Origin of the sequence: Bradyrhizobium sp. C-145 (assembly GCF_023375135.1) — a bacterium.
Classification (GTDB): Bacteria; Pseudomonadota; Alphaproteobacteria; order Rhizobiales; family Xanthobacteraceae; genus Bradyrhizobium; species Bradyrhizobium zhanjiangense.
This window is the reverse complement of the sequence record NZ_CP088150.1, coordinates 8,452,191-8,475,918: the sequence shown is the minus strand read 5'-3', so window position 1 is coordinate 8,475,918 and position 23,728 is coordinate 8,452,191. Positions and strand designations below refer to the sequence as shown.

The window sequence follows — 23,728 nt, the reverse complement described above, 5'->3', positions numbered from 1 at the left end:
ATCCATAATCCTCAGCTGCCAGGGCATAGCAAATCGCGCGCAGACGCTCCATGATCGGTGCGCACGGCAGGAGGCGGGACAGGAAGCCCAACCGGCATGAAACGTCTAAAAATCCTGCGGCGGTGGTTTGCGCGCAAGTTCGGCTTTGCGCGACTGATGTGCCTCGCGCTGCTGGTCCTGTTTGCCGGCGCCCGTCTCTGGGACCCGCCGCCGATCCAGGAATTGCGGCTGCGCACCTTCGACATGTTCCAGTTGATCGATCCGCGCCACAAGACGGCGCGGCCCGTCACCATCGTCGACATCGACGACAAGAGCCTCGGCAAGCTCGGCCAATGGCCGTGGCCGCGGACGCGAATCGCCGATCTGATCCAGAACCTCACCAACAACGGCGCGGTGGCGATCGGCTTCGACGTGGTGTTTTCCGAACCCGACCGGCTCAACCCGGATCTGGTCGCGAGCCAGATGCGCTATCTCGACGAGGTCACCCGCGCCAAGCTGCGCGAGCTGCCGACCAACGACCAGATTCTCGCCGAGGCGATCAAGCGCTCGCGCGTGGTGCTGGGCGAGACCGGGCTTCCAGGCGTGTTGTCCGAGCTCGACAAGTCGCTGCCCTTCACTGGCGTCGCGACGGTCGGCGAGGAGGGCGCCGAGCGCTTCCTGTTTGAATTCCCGGGGTTGTTGCGCAACGTGCCGATCATCGAGAAGGTCGCAGCCGGTCGCGGTCTGTTCTCGATCAGGACCGAGCGCGACGGTCTGATCCGCCGCGTGCCGATGATCATGCGCGCCCAGGGCAACATCATGCCCTCGCTCAGCCTCGAGGTCCTGCGCGTCGTCACGGGCACGCCGACGCTGCTGGTTCGCACCGACAAGACCGGTATCAGGGCGATCCGCCTCAAGGGCGTAGAGATTCCGACCGATAAGAACGGCCAGCTTTGGGTGCACTACGCCCGACGGGATCCTTCGATCTACGTCTCCGCGGCCGACGTGCTCGACAACAGCGTGTCGCCGAGCAAGATCGCCGGCAAGCTGGTGCTGATCGGCACCTCCGCGGGCGGGCTCAACGACATCAAGACCACGCCGGTGTCCTCGACCATGCCGGGTGTCGAGATCCATGCTCAGGTGCTGGAGAGCGTGCTGAGCGGCGCGGTGATCTCCCAGCCGAACTATGCGCTCGGCGTCGAACTGATCGCCGCGCTGGTCATCGGCCTGCTCGTCATCGTCTTTACGCCAAACCTCGGCCCCGTGCGCTTGGTGCTTGCGGGCGCGATGTTCGCTGCCATTCTGGTCGGCGTGTCCTGGTTCTTCTACGCGCAGTACCGCTACCTCATCGATTTCACCTATCCGCTGCTGTCGACCACCGCGGTCTATCTGATGCTGATCTTTGCCAGCTTCGTGCGCGAGCAGCGCCAGCGCGTGCAGATCCGCGGGCAATTCGCGCAATACATGTCGCCGGTGCTGGTCGAGCAGCTCGTGCAGTCGCCGGAAAAGCTCGTGCTCGGCGGCGAGGAGCGCGAGATGACGATCATGTTCTCCGACGTGCGCGGCTTCACAACGATCTCGGAGAGCTACAAGGACGATCCGCAAGGGTTGATCGAGCTCATGAACCGCTTCCTGACGCCGCTGACCGACGTCATCATCGAGCGCAAGGGCTACATCGACAAATACATGGGCGACGCCATCATGGCGTTCTGGAACGCGCCGCTCGACGATGCCGAGCACGAGGTCAATGCCTGCGAGGCCGCGATCCAGATGCTGGAGCAGATCGACGCGGTCAACAAGGAGCGCGAGCAGGAAGCCGCCGACGGCGGCCACGTCTACATTCCGCTTAATGTCGGCATCGGTCTCAACACCGGCATCGGCGTGGTCGGCAACATGGGCTCCGACCTGAAGAAGAACTACTCGGTGCTCGGCGACAGTGTGAACCTGGCCTCGCGCCTTGAGGGGCAGACCAAGGAATACGGCTTCCCGATCATCGTCGGCTCCAGGACCGCGGTCGCCGCCAAGGACAAGTTCGCGATCCTCGAGCTCGACTTCATCATGGTCAAGGGCAAGACCGAGCCGGAGGTGATCTACGCCATCGCCGGCCGCGAAGACGTGATGCATTCGGGTGCCTTCCAGCGCCTGCGCAACATCACCATCGAAATGCTGGGCTGCTACCGCAATCGCGACTGGCAGGGCGCACTGGACGCCATCGAGCGCGGCCGCCGCAGCGAAGACGCCGACACGCTGGAAAAGCTGTTCAGGCTCTATGAAGCGCGGATCAGGGATTTCCAGCTCACGCCGCCGCCGGAAGGATGGACGGGAGCGTACGCGCTGCTGACGAAGTAGTTGCCTTCGTCACCGCTCCCGTAGGGTGGGCAAAGGCGCGAAGCGCCGTGCCAACCATCCGCTCTCACCGAGGTCGAATGGTGGGCACGCTACGCTTTGCCCACCCTACGAGACTGAGTGTTTTGCGCGAGTGTGCCTCTTAACCAAATGTCTGCCGAAGCTGAGGGCCCCCTCACTCCACCCCGATCGTCGTCAAATCCTGGAACCAGTGCTGCGCCTGCACGAACTGCTTGATCTTCGGCGAGAGCGCGTGCGGATTGGTGTCGTGGACCACCCAGACCAACGCAGCATCGTTCACGATCAGCGCATGCGCCTGCGCCAGCAGTGCGTCCTGTTTGGCGGAATCGAAGGTCTGCTTGGCCTCGTCGATCAACGCATCGACCTCAGGGTTCTTGTAGCCGCCCCAGTTGACGCCAACAGGCGCGATCTGCCCGGAATGGAAGAAGCGGACAATGGCGTAGAGCGGATCCGAGGTGACATAGGCGATGTTGTTGGCGGTGATGCCGGCGTTCATCTCGTCGGCCGCGCCCTTGCGCCAGTGTGTATATAGTGTCTCAAGCTCGACGACCTTGAAGTCGATCTCGATGCCGATCTCCTTGAAACTCTGCTGCAGGAATTCGTTCATCGGCAGCGACAGCATCTGGCCGGTGCCGCCCTGCGCGATGATGAAGGTGGTCTTCAGCGGCTTCGCCTTGGAGTAACCGGCCTCTTCGACCAGCTTCTTCGCCGCGGCGAGATCATATTTCAGCTCGAAGCTCGGTTTGCCGAACCACGGGCTGGACGGATCGACCTGTCCCTTGGCAGGCTTTGCCAAGCCGTTCATCAGGCCGACCACCGCCTCGCGATCGATCGCGAGGTTCAGCGCCTTGCGCAACCGGATGTCGGTCCAGGGCGAGCCAGGCAGCACGCTGAGATGATAATTCCAGACATGCGGCGTGATGTTGTCGACGAGCTTCATGCCGGCGGCTTTCAGCTGCGGCACGGCATCCGGCGCGGGCGTTTCGATCAGGTCGACTTGCCCCGCAAGCAGCGCGTTGGTGCGCGTCAGCGCCTCCGGCATTGGCACCAGCACGATCTTGTCGGCTTTGGGAATGCGCTTCTTGTTCCAGTAGTCGGGGTTCTTGGTGAGCTCCGCGAGCTCGCGCGGCACCAGCTTCGTCAGTTTGAACGGTCCGGTGCCCGACGGCTGGCTGGCGAACTTGTCCCAGTCCTTGCCGAGCTTGTCGTATTGCGCCGGGCTCGACACCAGGAACCACAGCATCTGATAGGGAAAGAAGGAATCGACCGTCTTGGTTGTGATCTCCACCGTGAAGTCGTCGATCTTGGCGTAGCTCGCGACCGAGGGCAGGCGGGTCTTCACCTGCGCGCTCTGCCGCTTGTCGAATTGCGGCGTCTTGTCGTTGAGCACCTTGTCCAGATTCCAGATCACCGCGTCGGCATTGAACTCGCTGCCGTCGTGAAACTTCACACCTTTACGAAGCGTGAAGCGCCATTTGGTCTTGTCGGCATCGTCGACCTTCCATTCGGTGGCGAGCCCCGGCACAAGCTTGCCAGGGCGATCGGCGACGTCCATCTCCCAGGCGACCAAGGGATCGTAGATCGTGTAGGCGGTGAACTGATAAGCGCCGGCGCCGCGATCGGGCTGGCCCGTCGTCAGCGGAATGTCCGCCATCGAGATGCCGTAGCGTACGACACTTTCGGCGCGCGCCGAGATTGCGGAGGCCGCCAGCGCAAGCACGGCGAGACAGGTCGACAGTCGGATACGCATTGGCCCAAGGCTCCCAGGAGACATCGGGAGCAAACTTGCAATCTTGATGCCAGAATAGGCAGCGCGATGCGTTCGCCCGCGCGCGCCTCACAAGGACTTGTCGTCGCAGTGACAAATGGCAGAATAAGTTTCTCTTTGGCATAGCCATTGCATACGATTGCATCAAAAATAGTCATCGAAGCCGGAAAAGGATTGAGGCGATGCTTATCAAGAAGAACAAGAGACATGCCGCGCTGATCGCGCTCCTGGCGCTCGGCACGGCGGCCGCATGTCCGCGCGTCGCCAGTGCCGAAACTGTGCTGCGCATCGGCATGACCGCCGCCGATATTCCGCGCACGCTGGGCCAGCCCGACCAGGGTTTTGAAGGCAACCGCTTCACCGGCCTCACCATGTATGACGGGCTTACCGGTTGGGACCTGTCCTCGGCCGACAAGGCGAGCGTCGTCATCCCGGGCCTTGCCACCGAGTGGAAGGTCGACGACGCCGACAAGACCAAGTGGATATTCAAGCTGCGCCCGGGCGTGACCTTCCATGACGGCTCGCCGTTCAATGCGGACGCCGTGGTATGGAATGTCGAGAAGGTCTTGAAGCAGGACGCGCCGCAATTCGACGCCAGCCAGGTCGGCGTCACGGCCTCGCGCATGCCGACGCTGGCGTCTGCGAAGAAGATCGACGACATGACGGTCGAGCTCACCACCAAGGAGCCCGACAGCTTCCTGCCGATCAACCTCACCAATCTGTTCATGGCGAGCCCGGCGAAGTGGCAGGCGTTTTACGATAAGGCCGAAGGCACTGATGCCAAGGCGAAGTCGCAAGCCGCCTGGACCGCCTTCGCCAGGGACGCCTCGGGCACCGGCCCGTGGAAGATGGCGAGCTTCACCCCGCGCGAGCGGCTCGAGCTCGTCAAGAACGCGAGCTATTGGGACAAGGCGCGCGTGCCCAAGATCGACAAGATGGTGCTGCTGCCGATGCCGGAAGCCAACGCGCGCACCGCGGCGCTGCTCTCGGGGCAGGTCGATTGGGTCGAGGCCCCGGCGCCGGATGCGCTGCCCGAGCTCAAGCAGCGCGGCTTCAAGCTCTACGCCAACGAGCAGCCGCATGTCTGGCCGTGGCAGTTCTCGCGTGTCGAAGGCTCGCCCTGGAACGACATCCGCGTGCGCAAGGCCGCGAACCTCTGTGTCGACCGCGAGGGCCTGAAGGACGGCCTGCTTGCCGGCCTGATGGTGCCGGCGACCGGTACCTTCGAGCCCGGCCATCCCTGGCGCGGCAAGCCGAGCTTCGAGATCAAGTATGATAAGGCGGCTGCACAAAAGCTGATGCAGGAGGCCGGCTTCGGTCCGAGCAAGAAGCTGACGGTAAAGACCCAGACCTCCGCCTCCGGCTCGGGCCAGATGCAGCCATTGCCGATGAACGAATATCTCCAACAGGCGCTGGCCGAATGCTATTTCGACGTGCAGCTCGACGTCATCGAATGGAACACGCTGTTCACCAACTGGCGCCGCGGCGCCAAGGATCCCTCAGCCAACGGCGCGAACGCGACCAACGTCACCTATGCGGCGATGGACCCGTTCTTCGCGCTGGTGCGCTTCCTGCAATCGGGCATGGCGCCGCCGGTGTCGAACAATTGGGGCTTCATCAACAACCCCAAATTCGACGACCTCGTGAAGAAGGCGCGCCAGACCTTCGATCCCGCTGCGCGTGACGCTGCGCTGGCCGAGCTGCACGCGGCCTCCGTCGACGACGCCGCCTTCCTCTACGTCGCCCACGACGTCGGCCCTCGCGCCATGAGCCCGAAGGTGACAGGCGTCGTGCAGCCGAAGAGCTGGTTCATCGACTTCTCGCCGGTGTCGATGACGCAGTAATTCGCGCCGCGTGCTCAGTGTACCCTCTCCCCCTGTGGGAGAGGGTGGCTTCGCATTAGCGAAGCCGGGTGAGGGGTCTCTCTCCGCGGATGCGAACCCCTCGATCGCTGCAATGTCATCCGCGGAAACAACCCCTCATCCGGCGCTTCGCGCCACCTTCTCCCGCAAGAGGAGAAGGAAAGAAAAGAAACAACGTGCTTACCTATATCGCCAGACGCATTATCTACGTCGTCCCGATCGTCATCAGCGTGGCGCTGGTGTGCTTTCTGCTCGTGCACATCACGCCGGGCGATCCGCTCGTGGCCGTGCTGCCGGCGGACGCCTCGCAGGAGCTCGCCGCGCAGCTGCGCGCCGCCTACGGCTTCGACCGGCCGCTGCCGGTGCAGTTCGGGCTGTGGTTGCTGCGCGCGCTGCATGGCGATCTCGGCAATTCCATCGCCACGGGGCGTCCCGTGCTGGCCGAGGTCATGCGCGCGGTCGGCAACACCGTCACGCTGGCGATTGCCGCGGCCATCATCGGCTTCACCATGGGCATCCTGTTCGGCCTGATCGCCGGCTATTTTCGCGAGACCTGGATCGACAAGGTCGCGACCTCCTTCGCGATCGCCGGCGTCTCGGTGCCGCATTACTGGCTCGGCATGCTGCTCGTCATCATCTTCTCGGTCCAGCTGAACTGGCTGCCCGCGGTCGGTGCCGGGCCGAGCGGCTCCAACTCCTGGACCTGGGACTGGGCGCACCTGAAATATCTGGTGCTGCCGGCGATAACGACCTCGGTGATCCCCATGGGCATCGTCACCCGCACCGTGCGCGCGCTCACCGGCGACATCCTCAGCCAGGATTTCGTCGAGGCGCTGCGGGCCAAGGGCCTGCGTGAAACCGGTGTGTTCCGCCATGTCATCAAGAACGCCGCGCCCACTGCGCTCGCGGTGATGGGGCTCCAGCTGGGTTACATGCTCGGCGGCTCGATCCTGATCGAGACCGTGTTCTCCTGGCCGGGTTCGGGCTTCCTGCTCAACTCCGCGATCTTCCAGCGCGACCTGCCGCTGCTGCAAGGCACGATCCTGATCCTCGCGCTGTTCTTCGTGTTCCTCAATCTCTTGGTCGACATCGCGCAAGCCGCGATCGACCCGCGCATCAAGCGGGGCTAGCGGGATGAGTCTAGCTACTGCCACGCAAAAGCTGCGCTCCCTCCCCCGCCTGCGGGGGAGGGTAGGGGAGAGGGTGTCTCCGCAATCGAGAACCCCCAAGAGGAGAGAACCCTCACCCGCGCCTTCGGCGCGACCTCTCCCGCGAGCGGGAGAGGTGCACCGCGTCCTTGGCGTGCACCGATTGCATCAATACCGACCGGGAGCCAGCCGATGAGCGAGCTTCCGTTGTCCGCCACCGCCGATGCCGCGCTTCAGGCCGCACCCGCCACCAGGGCGCGCGGCTATTGGGCGACCGTCGGCCGCCGTATCATGCGCGACAAGGTCAGCATGGCCTGCGCGCTCGTGCTGCTGCTGATCTTCCTCTCCGCGATCCTCGCGCCGTGGCTCGGTCTCGAAGACCCCTACAAGGGCTCGATGATCCGCCGCCTTCGCCATATCGGCACCGCAGGCTATCCGCTCGGCACCGACGAGCTCGGCCGCGACATGCTGGCGCGGCTGATCTATGGCGGGCGGCTGTCGCTGGTCATCGGCATTTTGCCCGTGATCTTTGCCTTCTGCATCGGCGCCTCGCTCGGTCTCGTTGCCGGCTATGTCGGCGGCAGGCTCAACACCGCGATCATGCGGACGGTCGACGTGTTCTACGCTTTTCCCTCCGTGCTGCTGGCGATCGCCATCTCCGGCGCGCTCGGGGCGGGTATCCTCAATTCCATTGTGTCGTTGACCGTCGTGTTCGTGCCGCAGATCACCCGCGTCGCCGAGAGCGTCACCACCGGCGTGCGCAACATGGACTTCGTCGAAGCCGCGCGCGCCTCCGGCGCCGGCGCCTTCACCATCATGCGGGTGCACATCCTCGGCAACGTGCTCGGCGCCATCTTCGTCTATGCCACCAGCCTGATCTCGGTCTCGATGATCCTGGCGGCCGGTCTCTCCTTCCTTGGTCTCGGCACCAAGCCGCCGGAGCCGGAATGGGGCCTGATGCTCAACACGCTCCGCACCGCGATCTACGTCAATCCCTGGGTTGCAGCGTTGCCGGGTGCGATGATCTTCGCGGTCTCGATCTGCTTCAACCTGCTCTCGGACGGCTTGCGCAGCGCCATGGACATCAGGAACTAATGATGATGAGAGAGACGCGGGCTTTCATGGCGGTGCTGGTGCCACACCTCTCCCGAAGGGAGAGGTCGGATTGCATCGCAAGATGCAATCCGGGTGAGGGGTTACGCTGCACCGAGTTTGCCGCGCCCCCTCACCCGGCGCTTCGCGCCGACCTCTCCCCGATGGGGAGAGGTGGAGGACCGCGGCCATGAGCGAGAGTAACACATCCGTCGAAATGCTGGAGCAAGTCGAAGACCGCGGCGGCGTCGCGCAGCCGCTGCTTCAGGTCAATGGCCTGACAAAACATTTCCCCGTACGCGGCGGGCTGTTCGCCGCGAAGCGCACCGTGCGCGCTGTCGACAACGTCTCCTTCTCTGTTGCCAAGGGCGAGACCGTCGGCATCGTCGGCGAATCCGGCTGCGGCAAGTCGACTACCGCGCGGCTCTTGATGCATCTGATGCCGCGCGATACCGGCGACGTCATCTATGACGGCATGACCGTGGGCCAGTCGCTAAGCTTGCGCGAGCTTCGCCGCGGCATGCAGATGGTGTTTCAGGATTCCTACGCCTCGCTCAATCCGCGCCTCACGATCGAGGAATCCATCGCCTTCGGCCCCAAGGTCCACGGCATGGCCGACGGCGCGGCACGCAATCTGGCGCGCGAGCTGCTCGGCAAGGTCGGCCTGCGCCCGGAAAACTTCGCCAGCCGCTATCCGCACGAGATCTCCGGCGGCCAGCGCCAGCGCGTCAACATCGCGCGAGCCCTGGCGCTGTCGCCGCGACTGGTGATCCTGGACGAAGCCGTCTCCGCGCTCGACAAATCCGTCGAGGCGCAGGTGCTCAATCTGCTCGCCGATCTCAAGCGCGAGTTCGGCCTGACCTATCTCTTCATCAGCCACGATCTCAACGTCGTGCGCTACATCAGCGACCGCGTGCTGGTGATGTATCTCGGCGAGGTGGTCGAGCTCGGCCCGGTCGACCAGGTCTGGGACCAGCCGGCGCATCCCTATACGCGCGCGCTGCTGGCGGCGATGCCATCGTCCGACCCTGATAACCGCACCGAGACGCCGCCGATCACGGGCGATCCGCCCAATCCGATCGATCCGCCCTCGGGCTGCCGCTTCCACACCCGATGTCCGTTTGCGGAGCCGCTCTGCGCAAATGCGACACCAAAGCTCACTGCGCTCGATAATATGGGCCACGAGGCCGCGTGCTACATGGCGATTCCGGGTTCAGGCCATAGCCGTGCGCCCAGGGAGAAGACCGCATGACGAGACCGACACCGAAAGAGATCAAGCCGATGGCGCAGATCGCCGGCGTCCCCGTGGATGACGAGATTGCGACGCGCATCTCCAATTCCATTGGCCCGGCCTTCGAAGGCTTTGCGGCCATTGCCGGCACGCTGCCGTTCGACCTCGAGCCTGCGCTCTATCCGATCGCGCAGACGCAGAAGGTGTCGAAATGAGCACCGAGCCTGCCTTGATGACGCTCACCGAGGTCGCGCGTGCGATCGCGATGAAGCAGTTGTCCTCGCATGAGGTGACGCGCGCGCTGTTGCATCGCATCGCGCAGTGGCAGCCGCATCTCAATGCCTTCATGTCGATTGAAGCGGAGGCCGCGCTCAAGGCGGCCGAGACCGCCGACGCCGAGCTCGCCAGGGGCAATGTTCGTGGTCCGCTGCACGGTGTGCCGCTCGCGCACAAGGACATGTATTACGACGCCGGCAAGGTCGCGACCTGCGGCTCGCTGATCCGCCGCGACTACGTGCCGACCGTGACCTCCACCGCCTTGCAGCGGCTGAAGGATGCCGGGCAGGTCCGGCTCGGCACGCTGCATCTCGCCGAGTTCGCCTATGGCCCGACCGGGCACAACGCTCATTACGGCCCGGTGCGCAATCCCTGGAACGTGGCCCACATTACCGGCGGCTCGTCGTCCGGCTCCGGTTCGGCGGTTGCGGCGCGACTGACCTATGCGGCGCTCGGCTCGGACACCGGCGGCTCGATCCGCATGCCCGCGCATTTCTGCGGCGTCACGGGTCTCAAGACCACCGTCGGCCGGGTCAGCCGCGCCGGCGCGATGCCGCTGTCGCAATCGCTCGACACGGTCGGCCCGCTCGCCCGCACCGCCGAGGACTGCGCGCTGCTGCTGGCGCTGATCGCCGGTGCGGACCCCGCAGATTCGACCTGTAGCCACGAGCCGCTGTCGGACTATGTCGCCGCGACCAAGGGCTCGCTGAAGGGCCTGAAGGTGGGGGTGCCCGCGTCCTTCTATGTCGACGATCTCGACAGCGAGGTCGCGCGGGTGCTGGACGAAACCATCGCCGTGCTCAAGCGCGAGGGCGCCGACATCGTCGCGGTCGAGCTGCCGGATCAGCGGCAATTGTCCTCGGCGAGCCAGCTCGTGCTCGCGGCTGAAGCCGCCGCCTTCCACAAACGCTGGATGATCGAGCGTCCGCAGGATTACAGCGCGCAGGTCCTGATGCGGCTTCAGAACGGGCTCGCCGTTCCCGCCATCACCTATCTCGAGGCGATGCGCTGGCGCGGCCCGGCACTCGCTGCGCACAACGCGGCCACCGCGGGTGTCGATGCAGTGATCGCGCCGGCTTCCCCGGTGCCGGCGCCGACGATCGAGGAAAGCGATGTCGGCGGCGGTCCGAACGCGCCGGCGCTGTTGCAGCGGCTGACGCTGTTCACCCGCCCGGTGAATTTCCTCGGCCTGCCGTCGCTCACGGTGCCGTCCGGCTTCACCAGAAGCGGCCTGCCTGTAGGCATGCAGCTGATCGGCCGCTCCTTCGATGAAGCCACCCTGCTCACGATCGGCGCCGCGTTCCAGCGCGTCACCGACTACCACGATCGATTGCCGAAACTGCCGTCATGACAAAGCTCGTCGAGATCTCAGGCCTCAACATCCGCTTCACCGGCGAGCGCACGGTCTATGCCGTGAACGATCTCAGCCTCTCGCTCGGCAACAGTGAGGTGCTGGGCCTGCTCGGCGAGTCCGGCTCGGGCAAGAGCGTGACGTTGCGTGCGCTGATGCGGCTGCTGCCGAAGAAGCGCACGCAGATTTCGGGCACGGTCAACGTGCTGGGCCGCGACGTGCTCGCCATGAACGACGAGGAGCTCTCGTCGTTCCGCGGCCAGACCGTCTCGATGATCTTCCAGGAGCCCGCGCTCGCGCTCGATCCGGTCTACACCATCGGTGCGCAGATTGCCGAGAGCGTGGTGCGCCACGAAGGCAGGAGTTTTGCGGAAGGGCGGGCGAGGGCGCTCGACATGCTCGAGGTCGTGCGCATCCCCTCGGCCAAGCGCCGGCTCGATGCCTATCCACACGAGATGTCCGGCGGCATGCGCCAGCGCGCGATGATCGCGCTCGCACTGGCCTGCCGTCCCAAGATATTGCTCGCGGACGAGCCAACCACCGCGCTCGATGCCACCGTGCAGATCCAGATCCTCTTGCTGCTGCGGGAGCTGCAGCGCGAGTTCGGCATGTCCGTCATCTTCGTCACCCATGACATCGGCGTTGCCATCGAGATCTGCGACCGCGTCGCGGTGATGTATGCCGGCCAGATCGTGGAGCAGGGGAGCCTGCGCGACATCGTCCGTTCGCCGGTGCATCCCTATGCCAAGGGCCTGCTTGCCTCCACCATCCACGGCGCCAAGCGCGGGCAGCGGCTCGAAACCATTCCCGGCACCCCGCCCTCGCTGGCCGAAAAACCCCACAACTGCTCCTTCGCTCCCCGCTGCAAGTTCGCCGAGCCGCGCTGCCTGGAGCAGTTGCCTGCGAATGTGGAGGTGGGACCGGGCCGGGCGGCGAGGTGCGTGCTGGCGGAGCAGGTCACCGCATTGTCGTAATACTGAGCGCACCGGCCAGGGCCTGCTCTACTGTGCATGGGGTTGTTTTCGACATTTTTTGTCTGCACTGCCGCAACCGGCCAGCCACGAACGCCATTCAGACCCCATTCATCCCGATTCCGGTTCCATGCGGCCATTCACGCCAGAGGGACCTCACTTATGTACATTTCCAACGAAGGCCTGCTCGTCATCCTGTTCGTCGGCCTGGTCGCCGGCTGGCTGGCCGGAAAGATCGTGAGGGGCGCCGGGTTCGGCATCATCGGCGACATCGTGATCGGCATCGCCGGGGCCCTGGTGGCAAGCCTCTTGTTCCCAAAGCTCGGCATTCGCCTCGGCACCGGGCTCGTCTCCGAGATCGTCTATTCCGCCATTGGTGCCGTCATTCTGCTTCTGGTGGTACGGCTGGTGCGCGGCGGGGGCCGGTTCTAGCCGGCGTTCGGCAGATCGGAGCTTGCGGCCTCTCCCTTTTCCGGGGAAGAGCCTGAAAGCCTACAAGAAAAAGCCGCAAGCCTGTGAAATTCCGGACTTGCGCGGAAGTCTATCAGGGGTAGATGTGGCCCATCAGGGCCCCGGATTAATTCGACTGCGTTGACGGCCGGAAAACAGATGTTAATCCGAGGCGAGTACCCTGAATCGCCTTTGAAATCAGGGGCATTGCCCCTCACCCGAAAGAGATCAGACTGATGGCAGCCATCCCTGGCGTCCGCCGTTCAGAGCTCGGTGACGCCTTGCGCGCTTGTCGCATGGCGTTCGTCGGCGTCGGCTTGATGAGCTGCATGATCAACCTGCTCTACCTGACCGGGTCGATCTTCATGCTGGAGGTCTACGACCGGGTGCTGCCGAGCCGCAGCATCCCGACCCTGGTCGGCCTGATCATCCTCGCCAGCTTCCTCTACATGGCGCAGGGCGTGCTCGACATGATCCGCAACCGCATTCTGGGGCGGATCGGCACTTCGCTCGACGAGGCCCTCAACAAGCGCGTGTTCGACACCATCGTGCGACTGCCGCTGCTGGTCGGCAGCCGCAACGAGGGCCTCCAGCCGCTGCGCGACCTCGACAATGTCCGTTCCTTCCTCGGCGGCATGGGCCCAAGCGCGTTTTTCGACCTGCCCTGGCTGCCGCTCTATCTCGCCATCTGCTTCGCCTTCCACGTCCTGATCGGCGTCACCGCGCTGGTCGGCGCCATCATCCTGGTCGGTCTGACGCTGGTCACCGAATTCATGTCCCGCCAGCCGGCGAAGGAGGCGATGGGGCTTGCCGCCCAGCGCAATGATCTCGCCCAGGCCAGCCGCCGCAACGCCGAAGTCATGGTGTCCATGGGCATGGCCAGCCGCATGAACCAGCGCTGGAGCGAGGCCAACGAAAAATATCTGGCCGGCAATCAGCGCGCGAGCGACGTCGCCGGCGGTCTCGGCGCGGTCGCAAAGGTGCTGCGCATGATGCTGCAATCGGCCGTGCTCGCGGTTGGTGCCTATCTCGTCATCCATCAGGAGGCGACCGCCGGCATCATCATCGCCGGCTCGATCCTCTCCGCCCGCGCGCTCGCGCCGGTCGATCTGGCGATTGCGCACTGGAAATCCTTCGTCGCGGCCCGCCAGAGCTGGCAGCGTCTCACGCGGCTCCTCGAGCAGATGCCGGCGCAGGCGATGCCGACCCAATTGCAGGCACCCACCAGCCGGCTCTCGGTCGAAGGCGTCGCCATGGTGCCGCCCGGCGACCAGCGCCTCATCGTCCAGGACATCACCTTCGCGCTCACCGCCGGCAACGGCCTTGGCGTGATCGGGCCGAGCGGCTCGGGCAAGTCGTCGCTGATCCGCGCGCTGGTCGGCGTCTGGCAGCCGGTGCGCGGCAAGGTGCGGATCGACGGCGCGGCGCTCGACCAATGGTCGTCCGACGTGCTCGGCCGTCACATCGGCTATCTGCCGCAGGACGTCGAATTGTTCGGCGGCACCATCGCGCAGAACATCAGCCGGTTCGATCCCGAGGCCACCTCCGACGCGATCATCGCCGCGGCCAAGGAGGCCGGCGTGCACGAGATGATCATCAAGATGCGCGAGGGCTACAACACGCAAGTCGGCGAGCAGGGCGCCGCGCTCTCCGCAGGCCAGGCGCAGCGCGTTGCGCTGGCGCGCGCACTCTACGGCAATCCGTTCCTGATCGTACTCGACGAGCCCAACTCCAATTTGGACACTGAAGGCGATGAGGCGCTGACCCGCGCCATCCGCTCGGCGCGCGAGCGCGGCGCCATCGTCGTCGTGGTGGCGCACCGGCCGATCGGGGTTGAGGCGGTCGACCAGATCCTGGTGCTGCGTGACGGCCGCATGCAGACTTTCGGTCCCAAGGAGCAGGTGCTCGCCCAGGTGCTCCAGCCGCGCGTGACGCCGCCGGCGCCGATCAAGATCGTGAGCGAAGGTGGAGTACCCAAGCCATGAGCACGTTGGCGATCGGCGGCCCGAAGCCTGCCGCAAAGAAGACCGTGCGCGATTCGATCAAGTTTCACCTGGTGCTCGGGCTTGGGATCGTGCTGGTCCTGGTCGTCGGTTTTGGCGGCTGGGCCTCGACGGTGCTGATCTCGGGCGCGCTGATCGCGCCGGGGCAGATCGTGGTCGAATCCAACGTCAAGAAAGTGCAGCATCCGACCGGCGGCGTGGTCGGCGAGGTGCGCGCCCGCGATGGCGACGTGGTCAAGGCCGGCGACATCGTGGTGCGGCTCGACGACACCGTCACAAAGGCCAACCTTGCCATCGTCACCAAGAATCTCGATGCCGCGCAGGCGCGCGCGGCTCGGCTCCAGGCCGAGCAGCGCGGTGTCGACAAGATCGAATTCCCGCAAAGCCTCATCGAGCGGGCCGACGATCCTGACGTCAGGGTGCTGCTCTCTGCCGAAACCAAGCTGTTCGACGTCCGTGTCAACGGTCGCACCGGGCAGAAAGCGCAGCTGCGCGAGCGCATCACCCAGCTCAACGAGGAAATCGCAGGTCTCAGCGCCCAGGAGAAAGCCAAGGACCAGGAGATCGCGCTGGTGCAGAACGAGCTCACCGGCGTGCGCGACCTCTACGACAAGCGCCTGGTGCAGATCTCGCGCCTGACCCAGCTCGAACGCGACTCGGCGCGTCTCAACGGCGAGCGCGCGCAGTACATCGCCTCGCGCGCCCAGGCCAAGGGCAAGATCACCGAGACCGAGCTCCAGATCATCCAGATCGACAAGGACGTGGTCAGCGAGGTGTCCAAGGACCTGCGCGAGACCAACGACAAGATCGGCGAGCTGATCGAGCGCAAGGTCGCCGCCGAAGACCAGCTCCGCCGTGTCGACATCCGCGCGCCGCAGGACGGCATGGTGCTGCAATCGACGGTGCACACTGTCGGCGGCGTCGTCACCGCCGGTGATGCCCTGATGCTGATCGTGCCGCAGGCCGACGATCTCCAGGTCGAGGCCAAGGTCAACCCGGTCGACATCGACAAGCTCCAGATCGGCCAGAAGACGTTGTTGCGCCTGTCCGCCTTCAACCAGCGCACCACGCCCGAGCTCAACGGCGTCGTCAGCCGCGTGTCGCCCGACGTCACCACCGACCAGCGCACCGGCCAGAGCTATTACACCATCCGCGTCTCGATGCCGGCCGAAGAGGTCGCCCGCCTCGGCGACGTCAAGATGATTCCGGGCATGCCCGTGGAAGCCTTCGTCCAGACCGGCGACCGCACCATGCTGTCCTATCTGATGAAGCCGCTGCACGACCAGCTGATGCGCGCGTTCCGGGAGAAGTGACGCACGAAAGCGCGGCATCTCCCAGCGTCATTGCGAGCGCAGCGAAGCAATCCAGTCTGCCTCAGCGGAGAGATTTCTGGATTGCTTCGCTGCGCTCGCAATGACGACTTGGCTGTCAGTTTGCTATACTGCGATTGCAAACAGCAACCCGGCGGTCGACCATGCAATCCCCACCCTCCATCGCCACCGAATCCTTCTCCGACGCCGGCCTCGCGGTCGCACGGCTCGAAGAGATTTATGAGCGCAACACAAAATTCCTGCGCGATCGGTTCGAGGCTTACGTTGGCGGCGAAACGGTCACGACGCGGGTTCGCGCTTACTATCCATTCGTCCGTCTCACCACCGCGACGCATGCGCGGCTGGACTCGCGCTTGTCCTACGGTTTCGTCCATGGCCCCGGCGTGCACGAGACCAGCGTGACGCGGCCGGATCTGTTCCGTGCCTATCTCACCGAGCAGATCGGGCTCCTGATCCAGAACCACGCGGTGCCCGTCGAGATCGGCGAGTCCACTGAGCCGATCCCGATCCACTTCGCCTATCGCCGCGACATCAACATCGAGGCCGCCATCACCACCAGCGAGAGCTCCGCCATCACGCGATCGCTGCGCGATGCGTTCGACGTGCCTGATCTCGCCACGATGGACGATTCGATCGCCGACGGCACCTTCGAGCTTCAACCCGGCGCGCCCGAGCCGCTATCCTTGTTCCGCGCGGCCCGCGTCGACTACTCGCTGCGTCGGCTTTACCACTACACCGGCACGGATCCCGAATATTTCCAGAACTTCGTGATCTTCACCAACTACCAGTTCTATGTTGACGCCTTTGCGCAGCTCTGCCAGCAGCGGCTTCAATCCGGCGAGGCTGGTCTCGATGCCTTCGTCGCGCCCGGCAATGTGATCACGTGCAATGGCGGCGCCATCAGCGGAATGGCGCCCGTGCGCGCACCGCAGATGCCGGCCTTCCACCTGGTCGCACCCGACTATCGCGGCATCACCCTGATCAATATCGGCACCGGTCCATCCAACGCGCGCAACGTCACCGACCATGTCGCCGTGCTGCGGCCGCATGCCTGGCTGATGCTCGGCCATTGCGCCGGCTTGCGCAACACGCAGCGGCTCGGCGACTACGTGCTCGCCCACGGCTACGTGCGCGAGGATCACGTGCTCGACCGCGAGCTGCCGCTGTGGGTACCGATCCCGGCGCTGGCCGAGATGCAGGTTGCGCTCGAGGAGGCGGTCGAGGACGTCACCGGCCTGGAAGGTTTTGAACTGAAGCGCCTAATGCGCACCGGCACCGTCGCGAGCGTCGACAACCGCAACTGGGAGATCTCCGGGCCGGCCGTGATCCGCCGCTTGTCGCAATCCCGAGCGGTCGCGCTCGACATGGAATCGGCCGCGATTGCCGCCAACGGCTACCGCTTCCGCGTCCCCTACGGCACGCTCCTCTGCGTCTCCGACAAGCCGCTGCATGGCGAGATCAAGCTCGCCGGCATGGCCAGCGAGTTCTATCGCCGCCGCGTCGGACAACACCTCGAGATCGGTCTGAAGGCGCTGGAGCGGCTGAAACAGCAGGAATCGGAGCGGCTGCATTCGCGAAAGCTGAGGAGCTTTGCCGAGGTCGCGTTTCAGTAGCGCGTCCGTCCCGCTTGCCGGCAGGATCTGGCAGCAAGACTGTCGCACGCCCGAGGCCGGCGTCGCCGTGAGAACGCAATCATCCCGGAATATCGCCGCCATAGCAGGGTTATCACGTCATCCGGGGCCGCGTAGTCAGAAGCAGGAGACAGCAATGATCACAGCAATGATCAGAGTCGTCGTGCTGGGAACGTTCGCAGCGGCGCTGTTCGCTTCGCCGGTATTGGCCGCGGGCGGTGGAGGAGGCGGTGGAGGTGGTGGCACCAGCTCCACGGATCCCTATGCGGGCGCCTATTCGGATCAGAAAGTGCAGCCCACCTACCCGAAACGCTCCAACCCAAAGGCAACCCAGAAAGGCAAGAAGCCGAACAACCAGTCCAGCATCGGTGATCCCGCATTCGCGGCCGGTTACCGCACGGCCTATGACACGATCTACGAGCGCAACGATTATGCGGTCGCGATCGAGCAATTGAAGGCGCTCGGCCACGACGATCATCCGAACGTCGCCAATCTCATCGGTTACTCATATCGCAAGCTCGGCGACTACAAGCAGTCGCAGATTTGGTACGAGCGCGCGTTGAAAGCCGATCCGAATCACGTGCTGACCTGGCAGTATTATGGGCTTTGGCAGCTCGAGCAGGGCAACCGCGAGCAGGCAATGTTTCACCTGAACCGCATCGCCGCGATCTGCGGGACCGATTGCGAGGAGTACAAGTCTCTGGCGAACGCGCTGGAAAAACCCACGGGCGCGGCCCTCGTTTACTGAGAACGCAGGGTGGGTCAGGCCCGCGGCTGTACGAAGCGCAGTCCGCTCGGCGCAATCCACTATTGCGACAATAGGTGGGTTACGCCGTTGGCTAACCCACCCTACAAATAGTGACAAGCGAAGAAATTTTCAGCATTGTCGGCGCGGGGGCTCGACCGGGACGACTTGATGCCACTCATGCGCGACAAGATCATTGGCCATGACCTCGAACGGCTGGCCTTTCGCTTCACCATGCTGAACGACGGCGATGTGGTGCAGTGCCAGATCAGCGACGCCGCGATGGACGAGCTCGCGGGAATGCAGGGCACCGAAAGCAGCGCACGTCAGGCGCAGTTCCTGTCCCTGCGCGAGACCATCGAGCGGATCGCGTCAGACCTCTACGACGAAGCGCCGAGGTTTCAGGGCTATGTGGTGCGGATCTTTATGCGGCATTTGGGGCGGTAAGGCGCACAACGCGCCATCAATGTCGTCCTGGCGAAGGCCAGGACCCATTGCCACCGGCTTATATTGTTTGAAGAAGCTGTGGCTCCGCCATCCGCACAACTCTCATTCGGGGTAATGGGTCCTGGCTTTCGCCAGGACGACACCGGAGATGAGGCGCGGCCGGTCCATCGACGCAAACGGCCTGCTACTCTTCCAGCTTCTTCAGCAACAATTTCAGCGCCGTCGCCGCGAACACCTGCATGTTGGCAAGCCGGTCATTGCTGCCCGTCTCCAGCGTCATCACCTCGGCCGCAGGACCCGCCACCGCCATGCAGCTATGGCCGGCGGCGTCGCCGTAGCGGTTGCCGGTGGGGCCGGCGGCTCCGGTTTCGGACAGGCCCCAGTCGCATCCGAAGCGCGTTCGCATCCGCTCAGCAAGCAGCTTCGCATAGGGCTCCGATGAGGATCGAAAGCCCTTCATGCCGTCGTCCGAAATATCCATCAGCACACGCCTGGCGTCGCGGGTGTAGACCACGGCGCCACCGAGGAAATAGGCGGACGCGCCGGGCACGGCGAGCAGACTGGCCGAGATCAGGCCACCGGCCGAGGATTCTGCCACCGCAATGGTCTGTTTTCGCGCGATCAGCTTGGCCGCGACCTGTTCCGCAATGCCGACGAGTTCTTTCATGTCCTTCACCTCTGATCCTCGCAACTGTGCTCAGCCTTCCTAGCATATGACGGAAGCCTTGGCCGAGTTGCGGGCGGCGGGCAGGCCTGCTTGAATGGCGGGTACAAGAAGAGACATGCGTGGAAACGTGAGAAGGGAAACGTGATGGCGTCCCTGATCGCCGGCGGGGTGGATTGCGACGTGCATCCCGCCGTGCCGCATCTGACCAGCCTGCTGCCGTACCTGAACGATTATTGGCGCGATCAGGTGACGACGCGCGGCATGGTCGATCTCGTCTCGCAATCCTATCCGAAGAACTCGCCGATCGTGGCGCGGCCCGATTGGCGCCCCGAGAACGGAAAACCCGGCGAAAGCCTGGAGGACATGCAGCGTCATGTGCTCGATCCTTTCCAGCTCAAGCTCGCGATCTGCAATCCGCTCTACGCCGTGCAGATGGTGTTCTCCGAGGACATGCAGGCGGCCTTCTGCCGCGCGCTGAACGACTGGCTCGTGAAGGAATGGCTCGATCGCGATCCGCGGCTGCGCGGCTCGATTGTGATTCCCACGCAAAGCGTCGAGAAGGCCGTCGCCGAGATCGAGCGCTGCGCGCAGGATCGCCGCTTCGTGCAGGTGCTCATGCTGGTCATGGGCGACACGCCGCTCGGCAAGCGCGCGCTGTGGCCGATCTATGCAGCCGCGGAAAGTCTGGAATTACCGATCGGCATCCATGCCGGTTCCGCCTACCACAATCCGCCCACCGCCGTGGGGTGGGGCTCTTATCACATCGAGGATTATGTCGGTCAGGCCCAGGCGTTCCAGACCCAGCTCACCAGCCTGATCGTCGAGGGCGTGTTCGCAAAATATCCGCGGCTGAAAATGGTGATGCTGGAGTCCGGCGTCTCCTGGATCGCGCCCTATCTCTGGCGCCTGCACAAGTTCTGGCGCGGGGTGCGGATGGAGACGCCGTGGGTCGATCGCGCGCCGCTGGAGATTGTGCGCAGCAACATCCGCTTCTCGTTACAGCCATTTGATGCGCCGCCGGAACCTGAGACATTAATTCGCCTGTTTGATCATATGCAGTCGGACGAATTGGTCCTATTCTCCACGGACTATCCGCACTGGCAGTTCGACGGCCAGGACGCGCTGCCCGAAGGTCTGTCCCCCGATCTCGTGCACAAGATCATGATCGACAATCCGCATGCGACCTATCCCCGCCTGACTTAGCCCGCTGCCAAAGGAGGCAAGGCGATGAATATCCAGTTCCGCGAGAGCTCCGAAGCTGCTTCCCCACTGACTGCGAAAACCGCGATCGCGGATTGCGACATCCATCCGGCCCGCGCCACCCGCACCGAGCTCTATCCCTACCTCGCCAAACGCTGGCAGCATCACCTCGATATCTACGGCGTCCATGCCTATCAGGGCATGATGGAAGGCCCGCCCTATCCGAAGGCCCAGCCCAACGCCTCGCGCCGCGACGCCTATCCGCCGGAAGGCGGGCCGCAAGGTTCCTCCCTCTCCTTCATGCAGAAGCAGCTGCTCGATCCCAACAACGTGCAGCTTGGGGTGCTCAATCCGCTCAACACCGGGCAGGGTATCCGCAATCATGAGCTCTCGGCCGCTCTGTGCTCGGCGATCAACGACTGGCAGATCGACAAATGGACCAGCAAGGACAAGCGGCTGAAGGCGTCCATCGTCGTCGGCAATGAGGACGGGCTGTCGGCCGCCGCCGAAATCCGCGAGCGTGCCGGCGACAAGAACTTCGTCCAAGTGCTGCTGCTCAGCCGCAATGTCGAGCCGCTCGGCCAGCGCCGTTATTGGCCGATCTATCAAGCCGCGGAAGAGGCCGGCCTTCCCGTCGGCGTGCACGCCTTCGGCTTCGGCGGCAATCCAATCACGCCGTCGGGCTGGCCGTCCTACTACATCGAGGAGATGGTGGGGCACTCGCAGTGCCAGCAATCGGCGCTCGCGAGCCTCGTGTTGGAGGGCGTGTTCGCGCGCTTCCCGAAACTGAAGATGGTGATGATCGAAGCCGGCTTCGGCTGGGCGCCGTCGCTGGCGTGGCGGCTCGACAAGGCCTGGCAGCGGCTGCGCAGCGAGGTGCCGCATGTGAAGCGGCCGCCGTCGGAATATATCCGCGAGCAGGTGTGGTGGACCACGCAGCCGATGGAAGACCCGGAGCGGCGCGAGGATCTGTTCGACGTCATCAACTGGGTCGGTTGGGACCGGCTCTTGTTCGCAACCGACTATCCGCATTGGGACTATGACGAGCCCTCACGCGTGCTGCCGGCCGGCGTCAGCGAGACCAATCGCGAGGCGTTCTATTTCGGCAATGCGCGCAAGCTCTACGGACTGGCTTGATGGCGCGTCATGTGATTGCCGCGGTCGACGAACTTCCGCCGGGCACGCGAAAATTCCTCGAGATCGACGGCCGGCCGATCGCGATCTTCAACATCAAGGGCGAATATTTCGGCCTGATGAACCGCTGCCCGCATCAGGGCGCGGCGTTGTGCGAGGGCCCGCTGATCGGCCTCGCGCAATCGAAGGATCCAGGCGAGATCGAATATACGAAACTCGGCGAGATCATCCGCTGCCCCTGGCACGGCTGGGAGTTCGACATCCGCACCGGCCAATCCTATTGCGACCCCCGCCGCTTCCGCGTGAAGGCCTATCCGGCCAATGTCGAACCGGGCGCCAGCGTGGTGAAGGGGCCCTATGTCGCCGAGACGATCCCGGTCAGGATCGAGAGCGACTACGTGGTGGTGGAGCTGTAGTCTCAGCGTCAATACCCTCCCTCGCCCCGCTTGCGGGGAGAGGGTTGGGGTGAGGGGAGTCTCCGCAGGGACGGTGAGAGTTGGACTCGCGGAGAGTCCCCCTCACCCGGAATCCGCGCTTTGCGCGCATTCCGGCCTCTCCCCGCAAGCGGGGAGAGGCGAAGAAAAGGCGCCCCGGAATGACGCCCTCTCAATGCCCCGCCACCGGCTCCGGCACTGCGTCATAGGCCGGCACCGCCTTGCCGCCGCCGCGATACACCGTCGAGGCCGCGATGATGCCGAGCAGGGCTGCGAACATCAGCCAGAAGCCGGGCGAGGCCTTGTCGCCGCTCCGCTCGATCAGCCAGGTCGAGGCGAACGGCGTGAAGGTGCCGAACAGCGCGGCGGCGAGCGCGAAGGCGAGCGAGAAGCAGGTGGTGCGCACATGCGCCGGCACGATCTCGACGAGAGCACCGAGCATGGTGCCGCTGTAGACGCCGAAATAGAACGAGAACATCATCTCCACCGCGAGCAGCTTGCCGAAGGTCGGCGCCGTCACCAGCCAGTGCAGCGCCGGATAGGCAGTGACGAGCGAGAGGCCGGCGATGGCGAGCAGCACCGGCTTGCGGCCGATGCGATCGGAGAGCGCACCGCCGACCGGATTCCAGATGAAGTTGGTCACCGCCACGAGCAGCGTGAGCAGCAGCGCGTCCTGTGTCGACAGCTTCAGCACGGTCTTGCCGAAGGTCGGCGTGTACACCGTGACGAAATAGAACGTCGTCGTGGTCAGGATTGCGATCATCATGCCGAGGATGACGATGCGCCAGTTGGCGAGCGCGGACGCGAACACCTCCTTCGCGGTCGGATGCTTCTTCATGGCGAGGAAGGCCGGCGTCTCCTCCAGCGTCCGCCGCAGGACGAAGATCAGCGGGATGATCAGGCAGCCGACGAAGAAGGGAATGCGCCAGCCCCAGGCGGCGACGGCGTCGGCGGGCATCACCTCGGAGAGGATGAAGCCGAGGATCGAGGCCACGAAGATCGCGACCTGCTGGCTCGACGACTGGAACGAAGTGTAGAAGCCGCGATTGCCGGGCGTTGCGATCTCCGCGAGATACACCGACACGCCGCCGAGCTCGACGCCGGCGGAGAAGCCTTGCAGCAGCCGGCCGATCAGCACGATGACGGGCGCCGCGATACCGATGGTTGCGTAGCTCGGGCAGAACGCGATGACGACGGTGCCGAAGGCCATGATGCCGAGCGTGACGATCAGGCCCTGCCGGCGGCCGATGCGGTCGATATAGGCCCCGAGCACGATCGCGCCCACCGGTCGCATCAAGGCGCCGAGCCAGAACACGCCGAACGTGTTGAGCAGCGAGGCGGTCTCGTTGGTGGAGGGAAAGAACGCCTTGCCGATCGCGGCGGCATAGAAACCGAACAGGAAGAAGTCGAACTGCTCGAGGAAATTGCCCGAGGTGGCGCGCAGGATGGCGCCGATCCGCGACTTGATCGCGGGTGGATTCGATGCGGCTGATCCAGCCATGGCATTCTCCCCTTGGAAAGGCGTGGCCGGCCGGAATTCATCCTCACGGCCAGCCGACAGATTGATGCTGCGACAATCTGCCTCACCCCCTTCCCGCACGGTGGGAGCCGAGTCAATCGATTTTGCCTGGGGAAGCTGAT

The 23,728-nt window shown here is 64.5% G+C and carries 20 protein-coding genes; 17 read left to right on the top strand and 3 right to left on the bottom strand.

Annotated elements, in window-relative coordinates; all coding sequences use genetic code 11:
* Positions 1–96: 96 nt before the first annotated feature.
* Complete coding sequence (locus LRP30_RS39870) at positions 97–2,328, top strand: adenylate/guanylate cyclase domain-containing protein (protein WP_249758330.1); 2,232 nt, start codon at positions 97–99, stop codon at positions 2,326–2,328.
* A gap of 172 nt (positions 2,329–2,500) precedes the next feature.
* Here LRP30_RS39870 and LRP30_RS39865 read toward each other — a convergent pair whose 3' ends face one another.
* Positions 2,501–4,096: an ABC transporter substrate-binding protein gene (locus LRP30_RS39865; protein ID WP_249758329.1), complete on the bottom strand. Its 1,596-nt coding sequence runs from the start codon at positions 4,094–4,096 to the stop codon at positions 2,501–2,503.
* A gap of 200 nt (positions 4,097–4,296) precedes the next feature.
* On the opposite strand from LRP30_RS39865, the gene LRP30_RS39860 reads away from it, so the two are divergent.
* From LRP30_RS39860 to LRP30_RS39800, 13 genes are all read left to right on the top strand, one after another.
* The gene (locus tag LRP30_RS39860) at positions 4,297–5,958 is read left to right on the top strand and encodes an ABC transporter substrate-binding protein (RefSeq protein ID WP_249758328.1); all 1,662 of its coding nucleotides are present in this window, start codon (positions 4,297–4,299) and stop codon (positions 5,956–5,958) included.
* Between the two features lie 194 nt (positions 5,959–6,152).
* Positions 6,153–7,106: an ABC transporter permease gene (locus LRP30_RS39855; RefSeq protein WP_249758327.1), complete on the top strand. Its 954-nt coding sequence runs from the start codon at positions 6,153–6,155 to the stop codon at positions 7,104–7,106.
* A 210-nt stretch (positions 7,107–7,316) separates the two neighbouring features.
* Positions 7,317–8,219, top strand: coding sequence for an ABC transporter permease (locus LRP30_RS39850; protein WP_249758326.1), 903 nt, complete (start codon positions 7,317–7,319; stop codon positions 8,217–8,219).
* Between the two features lie 187 nt (positions 8,220–8,406).
* Positions 8,407–9,468 carry an oligopeptide/dipeptide ABC transporter ATP-binding protein gene (locus LRP30_RS39845; RefSeq protein WP_249758325.1) on the top strand — a complete coding sequence of 354 codons (1,062 nt, stop codon included), beginning with the start codon at positions 8,407–8,409 and terminating at the stop codon, positions 9,466–9,468.
* Positions 9,465–9,662, top strand: a complete 198-nt coding sequence (locus tag LRP30_RS39840) for a hypothetical protein (protein ID WP_091890669.1) — start codon at positions 9,465–9,467, stop codon at positions 9,660–9,662. The genes LRP30_RS39845 and LRP30_RS39840 overlap by 4 nt, the downstream gene beginning before the upstream one ends.
* Positions 9,659–11,074: an amidase gene (locus tag LRP30_RS39835; RefSeq protein WP_249758324.1), complete on the top strand. Its 1,416-nt coding sequence runs from the start codon at positions 9,659–9,661 to the stop codon at positions 11,072–11,074. Before LRP30_RS39840 ends, LRP30_RS39835 begins: the two co-directional genes overlap by 4 nt.
* Positions 11,071–12,048, top strand: a complete 978-nt coding sequence (locus tag LRP30_RS39830) for an ABC transporter ATP-binding protein (protein WP_249758323.1) — start codon at positions 11,071–11,073, stop codon at positions 12,046–12,048. The genes LRP30_RS39835 and LRP30_RS39830 overlap by 4 nt, the downstream gene beginning before the upstream one ends.
* A gap of 159 nt (positions 12,049–12,207) precedes the next feature.
* On the top strand, positions 12,208–12,477 hold the full coding sequence (locus LRP30_RS39825) for a GlsB/YeaQ/YmgE family stress response membrane protein (protein WP_091890659.1): 270 nt from the start codon (positions 12,208–12,210) through the stop codon (positions 12,475–12,477).
* 254 nt (positions 12,478–12,731) lie between these two features.
* The gene (locus LRP30_RS39820) at positions 12,732–14,480 is read left to right on the top strand and encodes a type I secretion system permease/ATPase (protein ID WP_091890656.1); all 1,749 of its coding nucleotides are present in this window, start codon (positions 12,732–12,734) and stop codon (positions 14,478–14,480) included.
* A complete protein-coding gene (locus tag LRP30_RS39815; protein ID WP_249758322.1) occupies positions 14,477–15,811 on the top strand; it encodes an HlyD family type I secretion periplasmic adaptor subunit in 1,335 nt (444 codons plus the stop codon). Before LRP30_RS39820 ends, LRP30_RS39815 begins: the two co-directional genes overlap by 4 nt.
* Before the next feature lie 161 nt (positions 15,812–15,972).
* Entirely contained in the window at positions 15,973–17,442 is a 1,470-nt protein-coding gene (locus tag LRP30_RS39810; RefSeq protein WP_164939786.1) for an AMP nucleosidase, read from the top strand.
* Positions 17,443–17,596: 154 nt separating this feature from the next.
* Positions 17,597–18,208, top strand: a complete 612-nt coding sequence (locus tag LRP30_RS39805; protein ID WP_249758321.1) for a tetratricopeptide repeat protein — start codon at positions 17,597–17,599, stop codon at positions 18,206–18,208.
* A 177-nt stretch (positions 18,209–18,385) separates the two neighbouring features.
* The gene (locus LRP30_RS39800) at positions 18,386–18,652 is read left to right on the top strand and encodes a DUF1488 family protein (protein ID WP_244551202.1); all 267 of its coding nucleotides are present in this window, start codon (positions 18,386–18,388) and stop codon (positions 18,650–18,652) included.
* 184 nt (positions 18,653–18,836) lie between these two features.
* Here the strand turns inward: LRP30_RS39800 and LRP30_RS39795 are convergent, their stop codons facing one another.
* A complete protein-coding gene (locus LRP30_RS39795) occupies positions 18,837–19,319 on the bottom strand; it encodes a CinA family protein (protein WP_128942421.1) in 483 nt (160 codons plus the stop codon).
* 144 nt (positions 19,320–19,463) lie between these two features.
* On the opposite strand from LRP30_RS39795, the gene LRP30_RS39790 reads away from it, so the two are divergent.
* Genes LRP30_RS39790 through LRP30_RS39780 form a run of 3 tightly spaced genes read left to right on the top strand, consistent with a single transcriptional unit; the run spans position 19,464 to position 22,069 of the window.
* Positions 19,464–20,522, top strand: a complete 1,059-nt coding sequence (locus LRP30_RS39790; RefSeq protein ID WP_128957241.1) for an amidohydrolase family protein — start codon at positions 19,464–19,466, stop codon at positions 20,520–20,522.
* Positions 20,523–20,546: 24 nt separating this feature from the next.
* Positions 20,547–21,656 (top strand): amidohydrolase family protein, encoded by a 1,110-nt coding sequence (locus tag LRP30_RS39785; protein WP_249758320.1) that lies wholly within the window; start codon positions 20,547–20,549, stop codon positions 21,654–21,656.
* On the top strand, positions 21,656–22,069 hold the full coding sequence (locus LRP30_RS39780; protein WP_128936751.1) for a Rieske (2Fe-2S) protein: 414 nt from the start codon (positions 21,656–21,658) through the stop codon (positions 22,067–22,069). The genes LRP30_RS39785 and LRP30_RS39780 overlap by 1 nt, the downstream gene beginning before the upstream one ends.
* A 190-nt stretch (positions 22,070–22,259) precedes the next feature.
* Here the strand turns inward: LRP30_RS39780 and LRP30_RS39775 are convergent, their stop codons facing one another.
* Entirely contained in the window at positions 22,260–23,588 is a 1,329-nt protein-coding gene (locus LRP30_RS39775; protein ID WP_249758319.1) for an MFS transporter, read from the bottom strand.
* Between the last annotated feature and the right edge of the window lie 140 nt (positions 23,589–23,728).

What these genes read in the sequence shown, in the direction of transcription:
- LRP30_RS39810 (WP_164939786.1), top strand. Translation starts at nt 15,973, where the DNA reads ATGCAATCCCCACCCTCCATCGCCACCGAATCCTTCTCCGACGCCGGC.
- LRP30_RS39790 (WP_128957241.1), top strand. Translation starts at nt 19,464, where the DNA reads ATGGCGTCCCTGATCGCCGGCGGGGTGGATTGCGACGTGCATCCCGCC.
- LRP30_RS39795 (WP_128942421.1), bottom strand. Translation starts at nt 19,319, where the DNA reads ATGAAAGAACTCGTCGGCATTGCGGAACAGGTCGCGGCCAAGCTGATC.
- LRP30_RS39830 (WP_249758323.1), top strand. Translation starts at nt 11,071, where the DNA reads ATGACAAAGCTCGTCGAGATCTCAGGCCTCAACATCCGCTTCACCGGC.
- LRP30_RS39805 (WP_249758321.1), top strand. Translation starts at nt 17,597, where the DNA reads ATGATCACAGCAATGATCAGAGTCGTCGTGCTGGGAACGTTCGCAGCG.
- LRP30_RS39850 (WP_249758326.1), top strand. Translation starts at nt 7,317, where the DNA reads ATGAGCGAGCTTCCGTTGTCCGCCACCGCCGATGCCGCGCTTCAGGCC.
- LRP30_RS39815 (WP_249758322.1), top strand. Translation starts at nt 14,477, where the DNA reads ATGAGCACGTTGGCGATCGGCGGCCCGAAGCCTGCCGCAAAGAAGACC.
- LRP30_RS39820 (WP_091890656.1), top strand. Translation starts at nt 12,732, where the DNA reads ATGGCAGCCATCCCTGGCGTCCGCCGTTCAGAGCTCGGTGACGCCTTG.
- LRP30_RS39865 (WP_249758329.1), bottom strand. Translation starts at nt 4,096, where the DNA reads ATGCGTATCCGACTGTCGACCTGTCTCGCCGTGCTTGCGCTGGCGGCC.
- LRP30_RS39780 (WP_128936751.1), top strand. Translation starts at nt 21,656, where the DNA reads ATGGCGCGTCATGTGATTGCCGCGGTCGACGAACTTCCGCCGGGCACG.
- LRP30_RS39840 (WP_091890669.1), top strand. Translation starts at nt 9,465, where the DNA reads ATGACGAGACCGACACCGAAAGAGATCAAGCCGATGGCGCAGATCGCC.
- LRP30_RS39825 (WP_091890659.1), top strand. Translation starts at nt 12,208, where the DNA reads ATGTACATTTCCAACGAAGGCCTGCTCGTCATCCTGTTCGTCGGCCTG.
- LRP30_RS39860 (WP_249758328.1), top strand. Translation starts at nt 4,297, where the DNA reads ATGCTTATCAAGAAGAACAAGAGACATGCCGCGCTGATCGCGCTCCTG.
- LRP30_RS39845 (WP_249758325.1), top strand. Translation starts at nt 8,407, where the DNA reads ATGAGCGAGAGTAACACATCCGTCGAAATGCTGGAGCAAGTCGAAGAC.
- LRP30_RS39785 (WP_249758320.1), top strand. Translation starts at nt 20,547, where the DNA reads ATGAATATCCAGTTCCGCGAGAGCTCCGAAGCTGCTTCCCCACTGACT.
- LRP30_RS39800 (WP_244551202.1), top strand. Translation starts at nt 18,386, where the DNA reads ATGCGCGACAAGATCATTGGCCATGACCTCGAACGGCTGGCCTTTCGC.
- LRP30_RS39775 (WP_249758319.1), bottom strand. Translation starts at nt 23,588, where the DNA reads ATGGCTGGATCAGCCGCATCGAATCCACCCGCGATCAAGTCGCGGATC.
- LRP30_RS39835 (WP_249758324.1), top strand. Translation starts at nt 9,659, where the DNA reads ATGAGCACCGAGCCTGCCTTGATGACGCTCACCGAGGTCGCGCGTGCG.
- LRP30_RS39870 (WP_249758330.1), top strand. Translation starts at nt 97, where the DNA reads ATGAAACGTCTAAAAATCCTGCGGCGGTGGTTTGCGCGCAAGTTCGGC.